Here is a 22,917-nt window from a genome sequence, read left to right on the forward strand (position 1 = left end):
TCCTATATATAGAATGAAACTTTATGACGTGAAAAGGTGTGGTTTACCAATAGAACATCAATTCTATATGAAAACTAACTTGTAGTGTATGGTTGAAAGGGGATATTAATGGAGAATAATACAAATTATGAAGCTTTATCTGAGACATTAACGCATAAATTTCAAAATGCTTGGGAAGCGTTAGATGAAAATGAAACAAAGGCCTGTTTCGATCTCAGTGAAAAGTACAAACTTTTTTTAAATGCAGGAAAAACGGAGAGAGAAAGCGCTAAAGAAATTCTAAACCAAGCTGTGGAAGCTGGATATAAACCCATTGAAGATTTTATATCTGGAAAGGAAAGCTTGAAAGCGGGTTCAAAAGTATATGCGATGAATCGCGATAAAGCTATTGTGCTTTTTTTGATGGGTAAGAGTGCTTTAAAAGAGGGCATGAATATTGTGGGGGCACATATTGATGTGCCTAGATTGGATTTGAAACCGTTTCCTCTATATGAAAGCAGTGATTTGGCCTTCTTGAAGACACATTACTATGGAGGCGTAAAAAAATATCAATGGACAGCAACACCCCTTGCTTTGCATGGTGTTGTATTCAATCATAACAACGAGAAAATTGAAGTGGTCATTGGCGAAGAGGATACAGATCCTGTTCTAGCAATTACAGATTTACTCCCTCATTTAGCAAAAGATCAGGTGAGCAAAACTTTATCAGAGGGTATTGACGGTGAAACGCTCAATGTGCTTATTGGACATATGCCTATAGGTGATAGCAAAACTAAAGATAAAGTAAAACTCAATATACTCAAGATTCTAGATGAAAAATATGGGATTAAGGAAGAAGATTTTTTATCCGCAGAGTTTGAGGTTGTACCTGCAGGTAAAGCCAAGGATTTGGGACTTGATAGAAGTATGATCTCTGCTTATGGGCATGATGATAGAGTCTGTTCGTATGTGGGGCTCGCAGCAATACTTGAGCTTTCAGATGTTGAGACAACTGCCTGTGCAATGTTCATGGACAAAGAAGAAGTTGGCAGTCAGGGCAACACGGGTTCTCAATCCAGATTTTTTGAAAACATCGTCGCGGAACTCATAGCATTACAAGAGCCAAACTTCAATGATTTATATCTCAGAAGATGTATCTCGAATACCTCTGTTTTATCAGGGGATGTGGGGGCTGCTTTTGATCCCAACTATGCAAGTGCATATGAAAAAACCAATTCAGCTCATATTGGCAAAGGTGTGCAACTCGTTAAATATACAGGTGCTAGAGGAAAAGCAGGCTGCAATGATGCCAATGCTGAATTTTTAGGATCGGTTAGAAAACTTTTTAATGACAACAATATCGTTTGGCAAATTGGTGAACTTGGAAAAGTGGATCAAGGTGGCGGCGGTACAATCGCTTACATTCTTGCCAATTCAAATGCAGAAGTGGTGGATTGTGGCGTTCCAGTTTTAAGTATGCATGCCCCTTACGAAATCGTGAGCAAAGTGGATGTGTATATGACTTATAAAGCTTATAAATCGTTTTTAAACCGCTAAAATGAGCTGTAAATCTTTGAAATGAGCAAGAGGCATAGATATCAATTTATAAAGATCATTGTGACAAAAACTGTTTACAACTGATTTACAAACAGCATTGGAATAGTATTTTGAAATGTTGTATAATATAGAATAGGTATGTAAAAGAGCATTAGTCTAATGCTCTTTTTTTTTAAAACAACAAGATCTGCGAGGACGATCTAAATGGGAGGTCACTGTATGAATAAAAGAGTTTTTATTGTAGATGATGAAGAAAATATAAGAGAGCTGATCTCATTATATTTGGAAAAAGAGGGTTATGCAGTTGAGACGTATGGCTCTGGCGAAGCATGTCTTGAAGCCTTCAAATCCAATGCACCCGATTTGGTATTGCTTGACATCATGATGCCTGGCATCGACGGCTATGACACCTTAAAAGAAATCAGAAAGCTGGGCACAGTACCTGTTATTATGATTACTGCCAAGGAAGAGACCTTTGACAAGGTACTTGGCCTTGAACTCGGTGCAGATGATTATATCGTAAAACCATTTGATCCGAAGGAACTTACTGCCAGAGTAAAAGCCGTTATTAGGAGATTCCAAAACACAGATAAGACAGAGACGGAAGGCATTGTTTCAGTGCCTAATTTAACGATAAATATGGTGGATTATAATATCACTTACTTTGGCGAAACTTTAGAGTTGCCTCCAAAGGAAATTGAACTCTTAAACTATCTTGTAAATCATCCAAACCGCGTGTTTACAAGAGAACAGCTTTTGGACCACATCTGGGGATACGATTTCTTCGGTGAGACGAGAACCGTGGATGTGCACATTAAGCGTCTCAGAGAAAAATTTGAAAAACCCAACAATGGTTGGGAAATCAAAACCGTTTGGGGTGTTGGTTATAAGTTTAAACTGGATTAAAGGTGAGGTGTATTCATGAAAACAATTTTTCATAAATTTGCCTTCATTTACATTTTAATCTTTTTGATTTCGTTTATATTGATTATTATTGGTGTGAGAAGTGTTTTGGACTATTACTTTGTCAGTAACGAATCGACGCTCATTATAAAGAGAGCACATAACTTTGAGGAAATCGTTAACAGCAAGTATGTCAATAGTATCAGTTTAGACTTGTTGCAAGAACAGATTACGATTCTAGATGGTTATACAGGTGCGAACATATGGCTTTTTACTGAAGAAGGTGCATTCTACTCGACATCTGATTCAACTTATGACATGCAGATGGGCAACTATCCCCATTTGGCAGAGGATATCAAAAATGTTTTTCAAGGACGAGAAACGAGTCGGGAAGTTTTATATAAGGGCATTTCACAAGATAGCATTTTAAGAGTGGGATATCCCTTTCATGTGGGTGATAAGATTTATGCCATGTTTATCAATGTACCTATGCCAGAAATAGAGGATACGATATCAAAAGTATCTGTGATCATTTTTATTTCTCTATCCATTTCTGGGCTTCTAGCAGTGGCTCTGATCTTTATGATCACAAGAAGAATGGGTCATGAAATTAAGGTTATTAATGATGCCGCAAAATATATTGCTCAAGGCAATTTTGAAAAGAAGATTATCATCAATAGAAAAGATGAACTCGGTGAACTCGCAGAGAGCTTTAACGCCATGGCAAACGAGTTATACAAGCAAGAAAATACAAAACGGATGTTCATCTCCAGTTTATCCCACGATTTAAGAACGCCATTGACCACGATAAAGGGCTATACGCACGGCATGCTGGATGGCACCATTGAGGCAGATAAGCAGGAAAGATATCTGAAGATTGTATCCAATGAAAGTGATCGCTTAATTAAAATGATCAACGATTTACTCGATTTATCCAAAATGGAAAGTGGTGCTCTTGTACTGAATAAGACGGATTTTGATCTCAATGAGGTCATTGTCAACGTGTTGGACAGTTTTGAGCAAAAGATTATCGACAAGCGGATCAAATTGACCATAGACTTGACAAAAGAAAAAATATTGGCTCATGGCGATATGGCTTCAATTCAAAGAGTTGTTTATAATCTGATGGATAATGCGACAAAATTCGTCAATTTGGACGGCAACATCAGTATTAGGACGGAGCTAAAAAACGATAAATTCTATGTGGGCATCAGCAATTCTGGGAATATATTAAGCCCTAAAGAGCTGAGCATGATATGGGATCGGTTTACGAAATTGGATAAATCAAGAGGTCTTGAAAAAAAATCATCCGGCTTGGGGCTTTCAATTGTCAAGGAGATTGTCAAAGCGCATAATGAAAAAATTGATGTATATAGCAATGAGGACGTGGGCGTTGCTTTCATCTTTACAGTTGCGTCTCAAATTTTCAAGTGAATAATTTCATAAAAAATGAATAAAATAAAAGTGTATTCAAGTGTATCTTTTAGAAAGTCCAACGCAGTTGGGCGTGACATATGTAATAATTGATATCAATCCCAAAATTTTAATAAGTTTTCAATCTTGTTCACAAAAACTTAAAATTGATATTGTAATATATAACAGTGGGAGGTGTATAGAATTGTTCAAGATTAATCCTGAAAAAAGACATAAGAATGCACTAGACCAGCTTTTTTATGATGTAATGGAAGAAAAAGTTAGTTGTGCCGTAAAAAAAGGTGAAAATGTGATCAATACTTTTGATGTGGACGTCAGTGAGTCAGAGCGAGGCTACATCATTGAAGCAGAATTACCGGGGTTCTCAATCGATCAAATCACCATTATTTATGAAGATAATTACCTGAGTATTATTGCTCAGAAACAGGAAGCAAGTAAAAGTGATTTTATACGCCGAGAAAGAAGAAGTGGTTTGTTCAGACGCAATTTTTTTGTTGAAGATGTTGAGAGAGAGAATATAAAAGCAACACTTAAGCATGGCGTTTTGACAATTGAACTTCCTAAAAACATGCATACAGTTTTTTAAATTTTTAGTGAGGTGAAGATGAATGAATGAAGAAAAAAGAGATCCTATTATTCAAGAGCCGAAGACGGACTCATCTAAGGACCAGGAAACACTGGAAAACGCGTATGTTGAAACTGAGAGCAATACAGAGGTTGGTCAAGAAATTGAAGTTAATCCAGAAACAATTGTTCAAGAGCAAGTGTCAACAAGTGACATGACACAAGGGCCAGTCGATGATTTTGAATCCAAAACAGCTGATGAAGGAGAACGCACAAGCAGTATTTTCGTTGGCGAAGATGACCCAAGAGTTGTCCCTATAAGCCAACAGGGTACCACAGAAAACGTAAGAGTTAAAAGCGGCCCTAAAGTCAAAAATGTAATTGCCGTGTTATTGGCAATTGTTTTGGTAGGTTCATCAACATTTACGGTAGGTTACTACCAAGGTCAAATTCATCTTCAAGATGAAAAGATTAATGATCGAGTCAATGCAATTCTCGACAAAAATATCAATGACAAAGTCTATAATTCTGTTGTTAAATATTTAGATGAACAAGGTAATCCAGTCACAGTTGGAGATGTTAACATTGCAAGCATTTATAAAAATGTGAGCAACTCAGTGGTGGGATTGACTAGTAAGCTCAAATATACGGATTGGTTTAATAATGAACGCTTTACAGAAGGCACAGGATCAGGTGTTATCGTCAAAGAAGAATCAGATCGCTATTATATTGTTACTAATTTCCATGTTGTTGACGGTGCTACAGAGGTTGTTGCTGAGATCGTAAGCGATCAAATCGTACCTGCTACTTTAATCGGATATGATGAAGATACTGATTTAGCAGTTGTTTCTATAATGAAAAAAGATATTCCTGAGGCTTATAAAAACGTCATTAAACCGATTGCAATTGGCTCTTCTGGGAGCTTAAATGTCGGCGAACCTGCAATTGCTATTGGCAATCCACTCGGTTATAGCAATACCTTGACTTATGGCGTTGTGAGTGCTCTTGATCGAAAAGTGACATCGGATCAATCCAATGAATACATCCAAACAGATGCAGCCATCAATCCAGGAAATTCTGGCGGAGCTCTGGTGAATAAAAAAGGTGAACTCATTGGGATCAACACCTCAAAAATTGCAGAGACAAGCGTTGAGGGCATTGGTTTTGCCATCCCGACCGATACGATAATGCCAATTGTTGCAGAGCTTATTGAAAATGGCTATATTTCAAAACCATATATAGGCATTGGCGGTATCAATATCGATGAAGATACTTCCAAGCTGTATGAAATACCAATTGGTGTACTGGTAAGATATATCTATGAGGATTCGCCTGCACTTAAAGCAGGGTTAAAAGAAAAGGACGTAATTATTGGAATAGATGACCACAAAGTGTTCACTATGGACGACCTCACTTCTACGTTAAAAGAATATAACCCAGGAGATACTGTCACAATCAAAGTGATTAGAGATGGTAAAGACAAACTGGAAATTCCACTAGTTTTAGGTGATCGCAATAAGAAATAGGGCAGGATAAAATACGAAAATCTGAAATTAGAGCCAAAAAAAGTGTATAATTTATTTATACACTTTTTTTATGCCATTGGGTATTGAATAATAAATTATAGCCAAAGGGAGGCGGTAAATAGTGGCTATTCAAAATATATACTTTGTACCACATCCACCTATTATTATGAAAGAAATTGGTGGTAGAGATGTTGACCATGCCAAGGATACAGTAATTGCTTATCACAAGATTGCAAAAATGATTGCTGAAGACAGACCAAAAACAATTATTTTTGTATCGCCACACGGACTTTCCTTTGATAATGGGACATGCTTTTATGATGAGACATACCTCAGAGGTGATTTTGAAATGTTCGGGTCACCAGAGATTACTTTTCATAAGAGCATAGATCAGGAAATGACAAAGTGTTTAGAGTCATTAATGGAACAAAATGATTTCACAAGCATCTTGATGACGAATGAACTCGTAAAAAATTATAATCGTTCTTTAAAATTGGATCATGGTGTTATGGTGCCTATGTATTTCATAGATCAGTACTATATTGACTATGAAGTGGTTCATTTGACACCGGGGGGAACCTCTTTATTAGAAAATTACAAGATTGGCATGCTTGTCCGAAAAATCACAGATCAATTCGACGATTGTGTAATCGTATGCAGTGGTGATTTATCACATGCGCTTAAAAGTTCCGGTCCTTATGCGTTTCATAAAGATGGCCCCGTATTTGATCAAGTTATGCGTGACAGTGTAGAAAAGCAAGATGTGGAAATGTTGTTGACATTAGAAGATTCATTCGTTGAAAATGCTGCTCAATGTGGTCTCAGATCGTTTCTAATTGGTTTTGGAGCACTAGATGGCTATACATATAAATCGTCATTGTATAGCTACGAGGGGCCTTTTGGAGTGGGGTATATGATTGCCAGCTTGATGCCCGTTGAAAAAACAGATTCCTTTTATAAAACTTTTGAGGGTAAGAGAGATCAATTGTTTGAACAACGCCTTAGTGAAGAGAGCCTGTACGTGACCCTTGCGAGATTGACGATTGCACATTATCTCAAGTCAAGACGAACACTTAAGCGAGAAATGTTTAAAGAAATCGTTTTGAGTTCAGAGTTCTACCATTATAGTGCAGAAGAGGTTGAATTGTTTTTAGAAGCATTATCCCATGAGCGGAAGGGCAGTTTTGTTTCCATTCATAAAAATCATCATCTCAGGGGATGTATGGGGACTATTGAACCGGCATTGAATGATCTGTATGATGAAATTGCATATAATGCCATTATTGCATCCACTGAAGATCCACGATTTAATGAAATCAATCCCTGTGAATTAAAGGACTTGGAAATCTCAGTAGATGTGCTCATGGCAAAAGAAGCCGTTGAGGATTTGGATGCATTTGATGTGAATCGATATGGCATGATTGTGGAAAAGGGGCGCAAGCGTGGTTTATTGCTTCCCAATTTGGACAGTGTTACCACAGTGAAAGAACAGTATCGAATTTGCTTGGATAAAGCAGGCATTTACATGGATCAAGGCGTAAAGCTTTACCGATTTGAAGTCATTCGACACAAGTAGAAATGGCGATTCAATGGATGTAAGAAAATATATATAAAATTTAAGCGCTATACCTATGGATTTTGAAAGACAGTTTGTTCAATATCTGTAGGTATTTTTTTGAGCCTTATAAGCACAAAGCGGTCATGGCGCCAGATAAAATATTTTAGAATCCATATTGGGGGGTATAAATTCTATGGTGATAAAATGAATTGCGAGATTTTGCAAAGGGAGTGAGTTTCATGAAAGGCTATTGCTTAGTTAACTCGCAAAGTCTGAGAAGACATCTGCATGCTTATTTTGAAACATTCAATATTGAGCATTTATTTATTGAAGTAGAAACGATTTTTGAGACCAATTTCAGAAAGCAATTGCCTGATTTTATTGCAATTGAGCTTGAACAGCACATTGTCGATCCAGTAAAATTGAATCGATTAATGAAAACACTGTTTTCTGATCCTGTAGATGTAATTGTTTTGACATCTGAATCCAGCACATCTTTTGATGATATTGAAAAGGGTTTTTTTAAGATCAATATAAAAACATCTGAGGAATTGTCAGATGGTTTTAAAACATATCTATCCATAAAAAACCTATATATGCAGGAAAAATTGACAAAGGAAAATGATATTAGTGCGTTAAAGAGAATACTTTTTGTTGATGACAGCCAATTACAGCAAAAGCAAATTAAAATGATTTTTAAGAATACCGGCTATCATATCGTATTTGCTTCAAATGGTGTTGAGGCACTTAAAATGATAGAGCAGACCATGCCAAGTTTGGTGATTACTGATATTCATATGCCAGAGATGGATGGCTATACGCTGTGTAAAAAAATAAGAGAAAAGTATCGGGATTCTGATCTGCCAATTATCGTCACCACATCCACTGTTGAGGAAAGTACACTTCAAAAAACATATCAAATGGGGGCAGATGATTTTATTCCCAAGCCCATAACAGAAGATAAATTGATCAATAAAGTCAATAGATATTTTGATACAAAAAATAGGCATGAAAAAATACTTGTGGTTGATGACAGCCTCATGATTCAAAATGTACTTAAACTTGGAATCATGAGAAATGGCTACCATGTGCTTGTTGCCAGTGATGGCAAAGAAGGGCTTGAGACTGCAATTCGAGAAAAGCCGGATGTCATTATAAGCGATATCTATATGCCAATAATGGATGGGTATGAAATGATAGCGGCAATACGGAATACACCTGAAATCAAGCATACACCATGCATCATTATGAGTTCTACAGATGGCAAATACAATCAAAAATTAGCAGAATCTCTAGGCGTTGAGAAGTATTTTGTAAAACCTTTTCAATTGGATTATGTGCTTCATCAAATAGAATACTATATTGTTGAAAAATATAAAGAATACATGATGGAAAACAAATATATGCTCTCTACGATCAATTCTTTAATCAAGGCTTTGGAAGAACGTGATTCTGGCACTAAAGGGCACACTGAGCGGGTGACGATTTTTTCCGGGAAAATTGCAGAGCAACTTAATTTGCCGAAAGAAGAAATTGAAAAGATTATTATGGCGGCCAAACTCCATGATATTGGTAAAATCGGCATTAAAGACAGTATTCTCTTGAAAAATGAAGAATTGACGGCTGCTGAATATCAAATCATCAAAGATCACTGCAAAATGGGTTGGGGGATACTCGCGCCAATCAAATCTCTTGATAGTATACTGCCGATGATTTATCATCATCATGAACGCTATGATGGACATGGTTATCCTGACGGTTTAGAAGGCGAGGCCATCCCTTTAGGGGCTAGAATCATAGCTGTGGCAGATACTTTTGATGCCATAATCAGTGATAGACCTTATCGTAAGGGGCGTTCTGTAAAAATTGCCAGTGAGATCATTGAAGAAAACATCCATAAGCAATTTTGTCCAGTGGCTGCAAAAGCTTTTTTGGAAGTGCTTAAATCACTTAAAGAAATTTAACGATAATGCTTGATCTTTGCAATCAATCGTTCTAAAATGAGCATAGAGTAAAAATTGAGCATAGCGTAAAAATAGTAAAAGTATAAATAGTGATAATTAAAATATATAAATAGTGGAAATGTTAATTAGAAATCTAAATTGAGGAGACCTGCAAATGTATTGTCCAATTTGATGCCGTTGAATGAATTGTATATGAAAGGATCAAGGCGCATAAATCATGCCTTGGTTTAAGTATGTAATAAATTCGGAGGTGTTCAAATTGAATAAAATGAGAAATGTGTACTTGATGTACAGCATTGTCTTTTTGCAGGGCTTCGTTTTCTATGGTCCCGTAGCGACGCTGTTTAGACAAGCTAGGGGTCTTTCTATGTCAGAAATCTTTATTATAGAATCCATTTCATGGGTGCTTATTATAATTTTAGAAGTGCCTTGGGGCTGGATTTCAGATAGATTTGGCTATAAGAAAACACTAGTGCTTGTAAATACGCTCTTTTTCCTATCGAAAATCGTATTTTATAAAGCACATTCATTTGAGTCTTTTTTATTGGAACGCATTATGATTTCTGTTGTTCTTTCGGGATTGTCAGGGTGTGATACGGCGCTTATTTATGGCTCTATTCATGAGGAGGAAGCTCAAAGTGTGTTTGGCAAGTATAGTGCTTATGGCGCTTTGGGGTTCATAATCGCCTCTCTGTTATCGACCTTTATTGTGGCAAGATCAATAGATGATACAGCGCTCTTCACAATATATCCTTATGCTCTATCCGCTATTTTAACCCTTTTTTTAGTGGAAGTTAAAGTTGAAAATCAAGAGAAATCCAATATTCTTAAAAATTTTAAACGGGCTTTTTCACATAAATCAATATTATTTTTTGTTTTGTCTATTGCTCTGGTGGTGGAAGTCGTGCAAGCGATCACCGTATTTTTAAATCAAGCTCAATATATGCGCTCGGGTATAGAGCCAAAATATTTTGGCGTAATTATAGCTGCGATTCAATGTGTTCGCTTACTTTCAGTTAAGTCCAATGCCGTGAGCAAGAAAATGGGTAGTATAAATGCGATCTCTATGCTTATGGGATTTATTTTAGGAGCAAGTCTATTACTACTCTTAACGGATAATCCAATTTTAAGTATTGCGGCTGTGTTGATTTTGTCTGTAAGCGCATCCTTGATGGGACCAATTGAATTGGATGTGAAAAACAAGTGGATTGACACTTCAGACAGGGCCACCATACTCTCCATATATTCCATGGTGGGTGGCATTGTCGCGTCAATTGGTAACGTGGCCATAGGGAAGGCAGCAGATCATTCTTTGCACGATGGCTTGGTGATCTGTTTGATCATGAGTGTCCTTGCGTTTGCTTTGTTAAAAGTGTACATGTTTCTGAATAAAGAAACACATCAAAAGGATAAGATAACTCAATTGAAAATATAGAGAACAGACAACAAATCCCGGAAAGCGACTAAACTTACCGGGATTTGTTTAAAATTGAATTAAATTTAAGGTCTAAATGTTTTTAAGGCATCTAAGGTCTGCTGAACAAGGTCGTTGAGTTCCCAACCAAGCATTTCAGCACCATCCAAAATGACCTCTCTTGAACAGCCTGCAGCAAAAGACTTGCTCTTGAACTTTTTCATCACAGATTTAAGCTCTAAATCTTGAACGCTTTTTGAAGGTCTCATGATCACCGCTGCGCCTATGAGACCAGTCAACTCATCCACAGCATAAAGAACTTTCTCCATTTGATGCTCTGGTTTAATATCCACGCAAATGCCATAACCATGACTTGCAGTTGCACGAATAATACGCTCATCCACGCCTCTTTCTCTCATAATTTCCTGCGACTTAATACAATGTTGATCTGGAAACTTACCAAAATCTAAATCGTGTAATAAGCCCACAATACCCCAAAATTCCACTTCATCACCATAACCTAGTTTTTCAGCAAAATATTTCATCGTCTCTTCAACAATTTGGGCATGTTCAAGATGGAAAGGATCGTCGTTAAATTCGGTTAAAAGCGCCCATGCTTCGTTTCTTGTCATATTAAATCCTCCTTGTACATTGGATTACGTTATAGAATGAACTTACAGTTAATTAAATTATACTACAATTAAAAAATGAATCAAAGTCCGGTGCAATTATTTTGAATGCGCTAAAAGGGCTAAAGATATGGTATAATCATGTTGGTTTAAAGATTTATATGCTCTCTTTAACAAGCAAAATATATTATATTAAGGAGATATTCAAGAGATGGGTTATTTTTATGAGAATGTTCAATGGCTCTATATGGGACTGATATTTTATGCACTGGCAGATTTAATTGTGGAGACGATAAGATTAAGACGATGTGGGCATCTGATAGAAGCTTTTCAGATTAAGCAAGAAGGGGCATGGGGGATTGTTATTGTAAATGCCATTGTCGTTTTACTTAACATAAGTCTTGTCATAAAGACTGAAATGAATGCCTCGCTTTTTTCCTTAACATTAATTATGTTTTCTATACTACTGATATCAAGTGTCCGAACGGCGTTGAGGAATTTAAAGATTTATGAAGATTATCTTGTGCTACCGCTTTGCATCTGTCGTTGGGAACAAGTTATTAGCTACAAATGGGAACACATCGAAAGTGATCGTTTTACACCGTTGAGCATTTATATATCTGGTAGACCGAAGTTCTTATATAGACAGGGGAAAAAGAAGCGCATTAAAATTGAAGAGCAATACATATCCCGTATAAATACACTGTTAAGGGAAAAAGTGAGCCAGTAAAGTCAAAGGTCGTATAAAGATAGGGATAAATGCCCAAAAATACTTATAATTCAGTGAAATCAAAGGGTTTGGGCATCGTTTTTTGTTTGAAATAGGTGCAAAGTTGTAAAAAACATAAAAAATGTATGCTATTTTGTTTAAAATAGTGTAAAATAGCTGTTATATAGTGGTTTAATGCAAGAATGATTCCAAGTTTACTGTAAAAAGAACAATCTTTGTTGTATTCATTGTAGTTCTAAGCGGTATCGCTATAAAATGCCGATCAAAATAAAGTGGGTTAGTGGCATTAACCTATAGAATCTATGAAGGAGAATAATTGTGAAAAAAAATATTCAATCAAAGTTTAAAATGATAATCGTTTTTCAAATCATCTTCACGATGTTAGTGGGGACGATGTTGGTTCAACCTGTATTTGCAACAACTGAGGACATAAAAGTAGTTGAAAGCAGCTCGTTTGAAAATAAGACGCTGTTATCCGCTTCTGAAGGCCGAATTTTGTTTTCAAAGGATTCAAGTTATGGTTATTTAGATTATGATGGCAATGTGGTTATTCCAGCACAATTTGAAGATGCAGAAGCTTTTCAAGATGGTATTGCCAAAGTGAGCACAGAAGATGGTGTGGCATATATAGATTTATCAGGTAAAATATTATTTACTGTTAAAGGGCTTGCCGCTCAACTCAATCTGGATGAGGATGATTTTTATCTTTATGACTTCAGTGAGGGATTTGCCAGAATTGATAACTATGATAGCATTGGTTACATCAATACAAAAGGTGAATTAGTTATGCCTTTTGATCAGTACTATGATGGCAATGACTTTGGTGATCAACTTGCCCTAGTTTACGATGAGGATTACAATAGTTATTTTGTAAAAGTAGATGGCACTTTGGCTTTTGAACCAGATATTGATTATGATTACTATTCTTTTTCCAACGGTAGAGCAGTGGTTTATGATTATGAAAGTGGTCAATATGGATATGTAAATGAACTTGGCAAGTTAGCGGTACCGTTTATATTGGATGATGCATTTGATTATCAAGGTGATATAGCCATTTTTGAAGAAGATGGGAAATATGGTATCATTGATAAAAATGGTAAAATGATACTTAAGCCAACCTTTAGAAGTGTACAGATTACAGATGATGGCTATGTGATTGGCGACGACGGGCTTTTCATAATGATATTGACGCATGAGCTAAAACCTATCAGTAAAATGCTCTCGGATTTAAACCCAGAAATATATGAAAATCTTTATGTTGAATCCGAAGCAGATGCCTATGTCTTTAAGGATTTTTCAGGCAATACTTTAGCAAGTTATCCGGCGTATGATTATTTAGGAGATCACATTTTTGCAATTGATGATGGCAAAATAATAGATACTCATGCTGTAAAATCGATTCCAGAAACTCAAAATGCTTTTGAGATAAATACTAAGTATGCGTTTAAATTTATAGATAACACAGGCAAGGTAGTGCTTGATTTATCAGATTATGACAGTGTTCAATCTTTCTCAGAAGGCTTAGCAGTTGTGGAGAAAGATGGAAAATACGGTTATGTTGATAAAAATGGCAATGTGGCGATTCCGGTTCAATATTCGTTCGCTAGCGACTTTAGCAATGGAGAAGCTTCTGTTGAATTAGGTGATCAGAGTTACACCATTGACTTAAAAGGGAATCGAATGAAAGACGCATATGAGGATAGTGATTCAGAGTCAAATTCTCATTTTTACACGATTTCAGAAGGCTATTATGGTGACATGGGGCTTGCCAATAGATCGACGAATCAAATTGTTTTACAGCCTAAGTATTCAAGCATTGATGATATGGGCAATGATATTTTCTTGTTGGAAAACGATTATCTGTACGGATATTATGATGCCCAAAATGCGAAACTTATAGAGCCTAAGTTTAACGATTTGGATATAGATACAGATGCAAACATTGTAATTGTTGAAACAGAAGATTATCAATATGGAATGTATGATCTCAGTGGGAAGGTGCTTCTTGATCCTGTATATGATTCAATTTACAGCTTAGATGATGGGTTATATGAAGTGGTGGATGAAAATCAATTATCGGGTATAGTTGACCGTATGGGACACATGATTGTCCAGCCTGAATATGATTATATTGATACTCATCTTACTAAAGATAATATTCTTATTGTGGGGATGGAAAAAGGCGATGTCAGTTCTGCACTGATTTACGATTTAAAAAATAAGAGAGTACTTAGTAAAGCTTTAATGGGCTATCCACAACAAGTGGCTGACAAAAGTATCGTGACTGAATCCGTAGATGGGACTTCTAAGATTATCACATTCGCTGGCAATACGGTCTATGAGACTAAAGATACTTTTGTAGAGGCGTATGGTGAGTATTATCAGTTTGTGGACAATCAAGGCATTTACTATGTGGTTGATGATCAAGGAAAAGCTTATCTTAAGGACAACGCCTTTGATGATATCTATCTGCCAGTTGAATCAGGTCATATGATTTATACTAAAGAAGGTAAATTCGGTATCGTTTCCCTAGAGGGTACTGTTAAAACCAGTAAATTGTATAATCGTGTCAGCTATATAAACGATGGTGTTATGGCAATCTTTGAAGAGGGTCAGTTCGGATATGTGGACATAAACGGCAAAGCTATTGTTGATTTAGGTGAATATGACTATTTATATAGTTTCCAAGATGGCTTAGGACTTGTTATTAAAGTCGCTCAATAAAAGGATTAAAGCAGAAAAACGACTGTAGAGACATTTAAAGACACATTTAAAGATATATTTATAAGCTCATTTAAAGGCTTATATCACAAATAGAGGCTAGGAATTGTGATGCATTCGCAGTTCTGGGCCTCTTTTTTTAGAAAAAACACAAGTATCTCAAAATCAAATTTTAAAGCGGGCAGAAAGCCTAAGGCTTAAAAAAAGGATAGGGTCTCAAATTTAACGTAGGCTTAACAAAAATTTATTCTTGAAGTGATAGAATCTTGGAGTAAAGCATCATTATATAAAATTGACTTTGCTAGAGGCAATGGAGGAGACTAAATATGTTTAATCAGTATTTCGGGTACTACTTACTTTCAAAGAATATCATCACAAAGGAAAAACTTAAATTTGTTTTGTCGGATGAAAACAAAACACGTGTAAAGTTAGGTGTTTTAGCAATTGATGCAGGTTATATGACTTCAAGTGAGGTTACAGAAATTCACAAGATGCAGATGGCACAAGATCGTCGATTTGGGGATCTCGCTGTTGAGAAGGGATTTCTTTCAGAAGATCAACTGATGCTCTTGCTATCTAAACAAAAAGAATCTCATACCACGCTTGGTCAAGTTTTAGTAGATGAAAATATCATGAATTATGAAGATTATGAGCAGTTGCTCATACAATATAAGAAGGATTCTGGTTTTTCAGATGAAGAAATTAAAATTTTGAAATCTAATGACAGCGACGCTATTTTAGAACTGTTTATCGACATGGAAAATACAGATGAAGTCAAGCTTTTTAAAGACTATGTGGAACTTTTTATCAGAAATATCATTAGATTTGTGGACCGAAATGTGGTTATTGGCAAGCCTTATTTAGCAGAAGCCTATACTTATGAAAACCATGCTGTTCAAGATATTGTAGGGTTTTACGCACTGAGTACGGGATTATCTGCAAGCGACGAAGTCATCGCTAATTTTGCAACGATTTATGCACATATGTTGATATCTGAAGTCAATGAACTGGCAAAAGATGCTATTGGTGAGTTTATGAATTGTCAGAATGGACTCTTTATCTCCAATTTATACCACAAGGGGATAAATTGTAATCTTGAACCACAAGATTATAAAGAAAAAGGAATAATTACTTCTCAAAACAAACTCTTCGTATTACCTTGTGAGCTGACATTTGGGAAATTTGATATTTTATTTAACATAAAGGGAGTGTGAATGCTATGGCTAGAATTTTAATTGTAGATGATTCAGCAATTTCACGTATGAAATTGAAAGATATTTTTGAAACAGACTGTCATGAAGTTGTCGGGGTGGCAGAAGATGGTTTAGAGGGCATAGAACAGTTTAAAATTTTAAAACCGGATCTTGTGACATTGGATGTGACCATGCCTAATATGATGGGGGTAGAATGTCTAAAAGAAATTATTGCAATTGATGCAGATGCAAATGTAGTGATGATTTCTGCTCTTGGAAAGGGCGATGTCATTCTAGATGCTTTGAATGCAGGTGCACTCAATTACATTACAAAGCCCTTTGAAGAAAAGCAAGTATTGAAGACGATTAGAGAAGCCTTGGAATAACAAAGCGTTTTATTGAGCGGAGAGAATTATGAGTGAAACCATTTTAGCTTTAGTCGAAAATGCCAAAGTTGTTTTGAATACAGAAAAATCGAGTTTGATCCATACGTATTTCGAAGCGAATACGGCATGTAAGGGCATTGTTGTACAAGATGATACGGGAAGTCCGGTTGGCCTAGTTATGCGCAATCACTTTTATCAGAAAATTGGCACTCAGTTTGGCTATTCGCTCTATATGAATCGCTCTATTGAGCTCATTATGAAAACCGAAATCATCAAAGTGGACGTGACGTGTGACTTGGCTTCTTTTGGCTTAAAAGCAATGAATCGACACGAAAACGATGTCTATGACCTTGTCATTGCCATGTCTGGGGATGCATTTGTGGGTGTCATCAGTATTTCTAATTTTTTAGTGGCAATGTCTGAAATAAAACAGCGTGAAATTGAGCTTTTAAATAATCAAAAACGCATTTTAAAAGAGGCCAATGAGCAAGAGAAGCAATATAGACTGGAAATTGAGCAGAAGAATCAATCCATAAAAAATTTGCTCAATAATGCAGATCAAGGGTTTTTAAGTTTTGGTGAGACGTTGATTATATCTGAAGAAATCAGTAGCGTCAGTGAGATCATTTTTGGCAGATCTATACCAGGTATGCACTTTGGCGAACTCATGCGTCATTTTTTAAGGGATGACATGTATCATCTTTTGATAAATTCGCTGGAAAGTATGTTCAAACAAACTAAAAAGGCACGGGCTAAAGCTTTTTTAAAGTTGTTGCCAGATAGGTTCAAGACAGACCACCGAATTATTCAAATGGATTATAAACTCATTGCATTCAATGAAGATAAAAAACTCATGGTCATTTTAACGGACATCACAGATAAGGTTACTTTAGAACAAAAGCAACAAGACGAAAAAAACAATATGAAATTAGTGCTTTCAGCGATGAATAATAAAAGCGAGATACTAGAAGCTATTGAAGCCGCAAGACGATTCTTTTCAAAAGGGTACAAAGAGATCTTAGCGACTTCAAATCAGATTTTGGATTGTCTAAGTGAGATCTTTAGAATGGTTCATACGATGAAAGGCGATTTTGCGTTATATGCTTTTCACAACACAGCTGTGGATTTACACGTGATTGAAGATCGCTTGGCAACTTTCTTAAAGGATATCGGGGCAGTAGAGACCGATGCTATAGACCATTATTTGGAATCGATTGACTTTGAAAGTATGATTGGTAAAGATATAGCAATCATAGAAAATTTCTTAGGAGAAGGTTACTGTGCATCCGAAAAGAAAATAGCTATAAGTTCGGCACAGGTTGAGCTGCTCATTCAAGATATAGAGGCACATTATGAACAGTATGACCGTGCTGTTCTAATCCGAAAGATTCGTGATTTAACCAATCCCACTCTAAACGAGATCATCATGAGTTATGATGAATACACTAAAATATTAGCCCTTAAGCTGGATAAAACCATTTCAGCCTTCGACGTGAAGGGTGATCTCATTCATATTAACCGTAACGATTATAGAGGCTTTATCAAAAGTCTCATTCATATCTTTAGAAATATTGTGGATCATGGTATTGAACTTCCTGACTCAAGAATAGAGAATGGAAAATCAGAAGGTGGACAGATCACTTGTGATATTTCTGAGTGTCATCGTGCGATTCACTTAAGCATATCAGACGATGGCAAAGGCATAAATCCTGAACAAATTCGCTCTAAGGCGAAAGAGAAAAACCTTTACACAGCTGAAGCGTGTGAAGCAATGACCGATCAAGAAATGATTCAGAGCGTATTTAAACCTGATTTTTCAACGCAGAATAAGGTGAGTATGTTATCGGGTAGAGGTGTTGGTCTATATGCGGTTAAGAGTGAAGTGGAAGCTCTGGGAGGCGGCATCACAGTAGATTCTGTAATGGGCAAGGGCACGACATTTAAGATAGAATTGCCTTTAGTGAAGTCATAAATGGTCTCCCTTTAAATCAGTTTATCTAAAACAAAATTAATGGACCTTTGCAATTGCAATAGGTCCATTAATTTTGTTTTAAGTTCATCTATTAGATGATCCTATTGAAGAACAGTAATAGAGGGTCTTTTAAAGCCTGCTATTATTCTCCAAAGAATAATTTGATCGTTTCTGCATCGTTTTTTCTTCCCCATAAGGACCCTGCAATGAATGTAACAAGGGCAATGGCCAGTGTGGGGACAATTTGGTGCATCCCAAAAGGATTTACTTTATAGATCGTAAAGATGAAAAATGAAATAAGTCCTGTAACGATAGATATGAGTGCACCATCAGCATTTGCCTTTTTCCAGTAAAGCCCCAGAATTGTTGGCCATAAGAAAACGGCTTCAAGCCCTCCAAAAGCAAATAGGTTGATCCATACAATAATCGATGGTGGCTTAATCGCAAAAATGAAGACGCCAATACCGATTATACCAGTGGTCATAAAGCTGATTTTATTTAAGGTCTTTTCATCGATATTGCCCTTGCCGTAATTCAAATAAAGGTCTTTAATGATAGAAGCAGAGGCGAGTATAAGCATGGAGTCAACGGTTGACATTATCGCAGCTAAAGGTCCCGCAATAAAAATGCCTGCAAGAATTGGCGGCAATACTTTTACAGTAATGCCAGGGATAGCGCCATCTCCAGCAAGTCCAGGAACCACATAGGCACCTAAAGTCCCCACAAGATGCATACCGAGCATTAGAAATCCAACGACCACCGTACCGATCACCATGGCCCTATGAAGTGATTTAGAGTCTTTGAATCCCATGCATCTCACTGTGGTTTGAGGTAATCCGAGCACTGCAAATCCAACAAGCACCCAGAATGACAATATAAATGGAATTGGAATTTTACCACCAGCAGTAGGTGTCAGAGCACTTGGGTTCGTTTCAATCATCTTAGCGGTGATTGCTGCCATGCCGCCACCTGCGTGGATGATGGCAACCAGTAGAAATATGGTTGCTAGAACCATTACAATGCCTTGAATGGCATCTGTAATGGCAACTGCTCTAAATCCGCCTATGGTTGTGTAAACAATTACTGTGATGCCAAAGATCACAAGTCCAATAAAATAGGAGTATCCAGTAACCGCTTCAAATAATTTTGCGCCACCGATAAATTGAGCCACCATTGCAGCAGCAAAGAAAATAACCATTGCAACGGAAGTAGAGATGACGATAAATTTATTGTTATATCTTGCCTTCAAATAGTCGGTTACAGTAACTGCATTGATTTTTCTCGAAATAATTGCAAATTTCTTTCCTAAAACGCCAAGAGTAAGGAAAGCTGTCGGCACTTGAATCATGGCGAGCAGTATCCAACCATACCCCATAGAATACGCCACTCCTGGGCCTCCAACAAAACTGCTTGCACTTGAATAAGTTGCAATAAGCGTCATAGCAAGCACAAATCCTCCCATGGATCTGCCGCCAATGAAGTACTCTTCCATAAAACCGCCTTTACCAGACGTAAATTTATTGGTGTAAATAGCGATTGCAAACATGAGTACAAGATATAGGATCATTGGTATTAAGATCATTGAATTCCCCATCATTTTACCTCCTCATCATTTTCTTCAAAATCAATATCCTTGAAGTATTTTTTTACCACAAATGCAAGTGGGAAAGAAATCATCACATATCCCACTATACAACTGTAGAAAAACCAAGAAGGAAAACCGAGTATATATTTATATTCGGAGATGTCTTTTAAACCAATTCCATAGGCAAAAGCAACCCACCATATGAAAAAGAACAGATACAGTCCAACAGTTATTTTTGCTTCTTTATTGATTTGATTATTTTTTTCTTTGAAATTCATGTGCTCACTCCTTTATTTTATGAAAATAGAGTAATAAAAAAGATGTAGTTGTGGACCTAGCGATCCTCTACATCTGCTTTGATTAAATATGAAAATGTCCTGCACATGGATGAAAGAGTTTATCATATTATTTACAGTGTACCGTCAAAATACAGTCACCATATAATATCAAATGAACAATAAACTTCTAAACGAACTCATCAATCTCTAAATTAGGCTTAACGATCAAGTTCATCTGTCTCTGTCCTCAGTTCAAAGCAGATTACCATCAAATAAATTGTATTGCAAGCAGGTACGACTCTAAAAAGATATCATCCAACATAATGATAGCACAGGTTCAAGCAAGATTCAATTTTTATATCAACTATTGTCAATAGAAATTCATATGATTTTTACTCATTTTATGAAAGATAGGCAAGAACCTCTTGCTTTGATTCAAGAGCAGAAATGATGTGTTGGAAATTTATTGAGAAGGGTTTAAGCGTTGAGAGCCTCTTTTTAATGACGTTGAAGGCAGTAGGTTTTTATGGTGATGAGTTTAAAGGATGTGTTTCATAGGTATACATATACATGAGACCAGATGTAATGTCATCATCGATTGTAATGGATATAACTGATAGTGATAATTTATATATGAGGAAGATCATTTATACAGGGATGGCATTTTGTTTTAAATGCTGATGACGTTCTTTTATTTTAAAGATTAATCGTATTTTTGAGACAGCGAAAAATAGGGAGGGTGCTATGCAAGAAATTCAAAATGAGCGCTTGTATCAAGCCTTTATTACAGGTGCTAAAGAAGTGATGAATAACCGATTGTTGCTAAATCAAATCAATGTCTTTCCAGTACCTGATGCTGATACTGGAAATAACTTATATAGCATGATGAACAGTATCATTATCTATTCAGAAGTAAAGGAATCGTTAAGAGCAACGTTGGCATCTATTTCTGAATCTGCTATTATTGGCGCGCGGGGTAATTCAGGCGTTATATTTGCTCAATATATACAAGGATTGTGTGCATTTGAAGCACAATCCGTTGCTTTGGATAGAGAACAATTTATACTGGCGGCTGAAAATGGTGTATCCTATGCCTATAGCGCTGTTGAAAGCCCCGTTGAAGGCACGATGTTAACGGCCATGCGTATTTTCCATAAATCTCTGCTCAAATACAACGATATTAAAATTTCATTTATGGATGTACTTGAACACGCCTATTTACAAGTAGAAGCATCAGTGAATCAAACCACGAATCAACTGGCTGTTTTAAAAAAGGCATCTGTGGTGGATTCAGGGGCAAAGGGATTTGCATTTTTTATTAAGGGCTTTATCAGTGGGCTTAAAGGAAAATCCATTAGTTTAGAGCATCATGAGCTTGTTGTGAATTTTGAAATGAATTTAGGACACAAATACGCAGATGTATTGACGCCTCCAAAGTATCGATATTGCACAGAGGCTTTGATCTCCGGACATGAAAAAAAATTTAAACATTTAAAAAGAAATTTAGCAGCTTATGGTGATTCTGTAGTTGTCTCTTCCGGCAGTAGTTATTCGAGAATACATCTTCATACGAATTGTCCAAGCGAGGTTTTTAAAAGTTTAAGTGAGAATTTTGAAATCAAAGAACAAAAGGTGGACGACATGTTGCGTCAATATATGCAACAGTATCAAAGAAAATATAAAACGGTAGTTGTGACGGATTCCATAGCGGATTTACCCCAATTCAAAATAGATGATGGGCAAGTTGTTGTCATACCTTTGGAAATTTTGATTGGAGATCAATACTTTATGGATGGATTAACAATTAACAATGACATGATTTTCGAAATGGGCAATAAGCTAGGAAATCATCATACATCCTCTCTACCCAACATACATAAAGTAAAAAAAATGTTGGTAGATCTGATGCATATTTACGAAGATGCAGTGATTATCACCGTTTCCAAAAAAATGAGTGGCACTTACCATATTATTAAAATGGCGGCGGAGATATTTGGTGATAGAATTCAAGTGATTGATTCAAAGCAAAATTCTGTTGCACAGGGGTTGATCGTCTATAATGCTATAAAAATGTTGGAGGATGGCTATAATGCTTTAGAAATTAGAGAACATGTGGAGGCACTTGTTCCCAAAAGTAGAATATTTGTATCCGTAAAAAATTTGGACAATATGGTTGCTTCTGGTAGACTGAATAGTCATTTGGCAGGTGTTGTAAAACAATTAAAGCTGTATCCAATTATTTCGATAGATACACAGGGGCGTGGGGTGATTGCTAAAATGATTTGGGGCATAAAGAATAGGAAAAGAGCTTTACTGAAATTGATGCTTGAAGCTATGAGATCGTATGAGTTAGATAGTTTTGCTGTGACCTACGTTGATGATAAAGAAGAGGCAGAATATTTTGTAAAAGAAGCGGAAAAATTTTTAGGCATCAAATGTGAATATCTGGTTCAGTGTTCCTCTATAATTGCAGCAGGAGCAGGCAAGGGCGCTTTTGCAGTTGCATATACTAGAAAGTAGGTGA

At 36.4% G+C, this 22,917-nt stretch carries 17 protein-coding genes; 14 read left to right on the plus strand and 3 right to left on the minus strand.

Annotated features, from left to right (window positions below; translation table 11 throughout):
* Positions 1 to 108: 108 nt before the first annotated feature.
* The 8 genes from ISU02_RS17115 (at position 109) to ISU02_RS17150 (ending at position 10,920) form a co-directional block, all read left to right on the plus strand.
* On the plus strand, positions 109 to 1,536 hold the full coding sequence (locus ISU02_RS17115; RefSeq protein ID WP_194703064.1) for an aminopeptidase: 1,428 nt from the start codon (positions 109 to 111) through the stop codon (positions 1,534 to 1,536).
* 219 nt (positions 1,537 to 1,755) lie between these two features.
* Positions 1,756 to 2,442 carry a response regulator transcription factor gene (locus tag ISU02_RS17120; RefSeq protein WP_194703065.1) on the plus strand — a complete coding sequence of 229 codons (687 nt, stop codon included), beginning with the start codon at positions 1,756 to 1,758 and terminating at the stop codon, positions 2,440 to 2,442.
* 15 nt (positions 2,443 to 2,457) lie between these two features.
* Complete coding sequence (locus ISU02_RS17125) at positions 2,458 to 3,873, plus strand: sensor histidine kinase (RefSeq protein ID WP_194703066.1); 1,416 nt, start codon at positions 2,458 to 2,460, stop codon at positions 3,871 to 3,873.
* Between the two features lie 184 nt (positions 3,874 to 4,057).
* A complete protein-coding gene (locus ISU02_RS17130; RefSeq protein WP_194703067.1) occupies positions 4,058 to 4,459 on the plus strand; it encodes an Hsp20/alpha crystallin family protein in 402 nt (133 codons plus the stop codon).
* A gap of 22 nt (positions 4,460 to 4,481) precedes the next feature.
* Positions 4,482 to 5,963: a S1C family serine protease gene (locus ISU02_RS17135; RefSeq protein WP_194703068.1), complete on the plus strand. Its 1,482-nt coding sequence runs from the start codon at positions 4,482 to 4,484 to the stop codon at positions 5,961 to 5,963.
* Between the two features lie 121 nt (positions 5,964 to 6,084).
* Positions 6,085 to 7,539 (plus strand): AmmeMemoRadiSam system protein A, encoded by a 1,455-nt coding sequence (gene amrA / locus ISU02_RS24385; RefSeq protein ID WP_194703069.1) that lies wholly within the window; start codon positions 6,085 to 6,087, stop codon positions 7,537 to 7,539.
* Between the two features lie 221 nt (positions 7,540 to 7,760).
* Entirely contained in the window at positions 7,761 to 9,485 is a 1,725-nt protein-coding gene (locus tag ISU02_RS17145; RefSeq protein ID WP_194703070.1) for a response regulator, read from the plus strand.
* A gap of 268 nt (positions 9,486 to 9,753) precedes the next feature.
* Positions 9,754 to 10,920 carry an MFS transporter gene (locus ISU02_RS17150; RefSeq protein ID WP_228727866.1) on the plus strand — a complete coding sequence of 389 codons (1,167 nt, stop codon included), beginning with the start codon at positions 9,754 to 9,756 and terminating at the stop codon, positions 10,918 to 10,920.
* A 65-nt stretch (positions 10,921 to 10,985) separates the two neighbouring features.
* Here the strand turns inward: ISU02_RS17150 and ISU02_RS17155 are convergent, their stop codons facing one another.
* The gene (locus ISU02_RS17155; RefSeq protein ID WP_194703072.1) at positions 10,986 to 11,531 is read right to left on the minus strand and encodes a hydrolase; all 546 of its coding nucleotides are present in this window, start codon (positions 11,529 to 11,531) and stop codon (positions 10,986 to 10,988) included.
* A gap of 208 nt (positions 11,532 to 11,739) precedes the next feature.
* On the opposite strand from ISU02_RS17155, the gene ISU02_RS17160 reads away from it, so the two are divergent.
* The 5 genes from ISU02_RS17160 to ISU02_RS17180 all read left to right on the plus strand — a co-directional run bounded on the left by ISU02_RS17160 (position 11,740) and on the right by ISU02_RS17180 (position 18,530).
* Positions 11,740 to 12,258, plus strand: coding sequence for a hypothetical protein (locus tag ISU02_RS17160; protein WP_194703073.1), 519 nt, complete (start codon positions 11,740 to 11,742; stop codon positions 12,256 to 12,258).
* 318 nt (positions 12,259 to 12,576) lie between these two features.
* The gene (locus tag ISU02_RS17165; RefSeq protein WP_194703074.1) at positions 12,577 to 14,982 is read left to right on the plus strand and encodes a WG repeat-containing protein; all 2,406 of its coding nucleotides are present in this window, start codon (positions 12,577 to 12,579) and stop codon (positions 14,980 to 14,982) included.
* 323 nt (positions 14,983 to 15,305) lie between these two features.
* A complete protein-coding gene (locus ISU02_RS17170) occupies positions 15,306 to 16,193 on the plus strand; it encodes a hypothetical protein (protein ID WP_194703075.1) in 888 nt (295 codons plus the stop codon).
* Positions 16,194 to 16,198: 5 nt separating this feature from the next.
* Entirely contained in the window at positions 16,199 to 16,558 is a 360-nt protein-coding gene (locus ISU02_RS17175) for a response regulator (RefSeq protein WP_194703076.1), read from the plus strand.
* Between the two features lie 28 nt (positions 16,559 to 16,586).
* Entirely contained in the window at positions 16,587 to 18,530 is a 1,944-nt protein-coding gene (locus tag ISU02_RS17180) for an ATP-binding protein (protein ID WP_194703077.1), read from the plus strand.
* A gap of 142 nt (positions 18,531 to 18,672) precedes the next feature.
* On the opposite strand, the gene panF is transcribed toward ISU02_RS17180, so the two are convergent.
* Entirely contained in the window at positions 18,673 to 20,124 is a 1,452-nt protein-coding gene (gene panF / locus ISU02_RS17185) for a sodium/pantothenate symporter (RefSeq protein WP_228727862.1), read from the minus strand.
* Entirely contained in the window at positions 20,124 to 20,393 is a 270-nt protein-coding gene (locus tag ISU02_RS17190; RefSeq protein WP_194703078.1) for a YhdT family protein, read from the minus strand. Before ISU02_RS17190 ends, panF begins: the two co-directional genes overlap by 1 nt.
* 744 nt (positions 20,394 to 21,137) lie before the next feature.
* Here ISU02_RS17190 and ISU02_RS17195 point away from each other — a divergent pair.
* Positions 21,138 to 22,913: a DegV family protein gene (locus ISU02_RS17195; RefSeq protein WP_194703079.1), complete on the plus strand. Its 1,776-nt coding sequence runs from the start codon at positions 21,138 to 21,140 to the stop codon at positions 22,911 to 22,913.
* The last annotated feature ends 4 nt before the right edge of the window (positions 22,914 to 22,917 follow it).

This window comes from Fusibacter ferrireducens (assembly GCF_015352425.1).
Classification (GTDB): domain Bacteria; phylum Bacillota; class Clostridia; order Peptostreptococcales; family Acidaminobacteraceae; genus Fusibacter_A; species Fusibacter_A ferrireducens.

What these genes read in the sequence shown, in the direction of transcription:
- ISU02_RS17120 (WP_194703065.1), top strand. Translation starts at nt 1,756, where the DNA reads ATGAATAAAAGAGTTTTTATTGTAGATGATGAAGAAAATATAAGAGAG.
- ISU02_RS17150 (WP_228727866.1), top strand. Translation starts at nt 9,754, where the DNA reads ATGAGAAATGTGTACTTGATGTACAGCATTGTCTTTTTGCAGGGCTTC.
- ISU02_RS17145 (WP_194703070.1), top strand. Translation starts at nt 7,761, where the DNA reads ATGAAAGGCTATTGCTTAGTTAACTCGCAAAGTCTGAGAAGACATCTG.
- ISU02_RS17190 (WP_194703078.1), bottom strand. Translation starts at nt 20,393, where the DNA reads ATGAATTTCAAAGAAAAAAATAATCAAATCAATAAAGAAGCAAAAATA.
- ISU02_RS17160 (WP_194703073.1), top strand. Translation starts at nt 11,740, where the DNA reads ATGGGTTATTTTTATGAGAATGTTCAATGGCTCTATATGGGACTGATA.
- ISU02_RS17155 (WP_194703072.1), bottom strand. Translation starts at nt 11,531, where the DNA reads ATGACAAGAAACGAAGCATGGGCGCTTTTAACCGAATTTAACGACGAT.
- ISU02_RS17180 (WP_194703077.1), top strand. Translation starts at nt 16,587, where the DNA reads ATGAGTGAAACCATTTTAGCTTTAGTCGAAAATGCCAAAGTTGTTTTG.
- ISU02_RS17125 (WP_194703066.1), top strand. Translation starts at nt 2,458, where the DNA reads ATGAAAACAATTTTTCATAAATTTGCCTTCATTTACATTTTAATCTTT.
- ISU02_RS17170 (WP_194703075.1), top strand. Translation starts at nt 15,306, where the DNA reads ATGTTTAATCAGTATTTCGGGTACTACTTACTTTCAAAGAATATCATC.
- panF (WP_228727862.1), bottom strand. Translation starts at nt 20,124, where the DNA reads ATGGGGAATTCAATGATCTTAATACCAATGATCCTATATCTTGTACTC.
- ISU02_RS17115 (WP_194703064.1), top strand. Translation starts at nt 109, where the DNA reads ATGGAGAATAATACAAATTATGAAGCTTTATCTGAGACATTAACGCAT.
- ISU02_RS17135 (WP_194703068.1), top strand. Translation starts at nt 4,482, where the DNA reads ATGAATGAAGAAAAAAGAGATCCTATTATTCAAGAGCCGAAGACGGAC.
- ISU02_RS17195 (WP_194703079.1), top strand. Translation starts at nt 21,138, where the DNA reads ATGCAAGAAATTCAAAATGAGCGCTTGTATCAAGCCTTTATTACAGGT.
- ISU02_RS17175 (WP_194703076.1), top strand. Translation starts at nt 16,199, where the DNA reads ATGGCTAGAATTTTAATTGTAGATGATTCAGCAATTTCACGTATGAAA.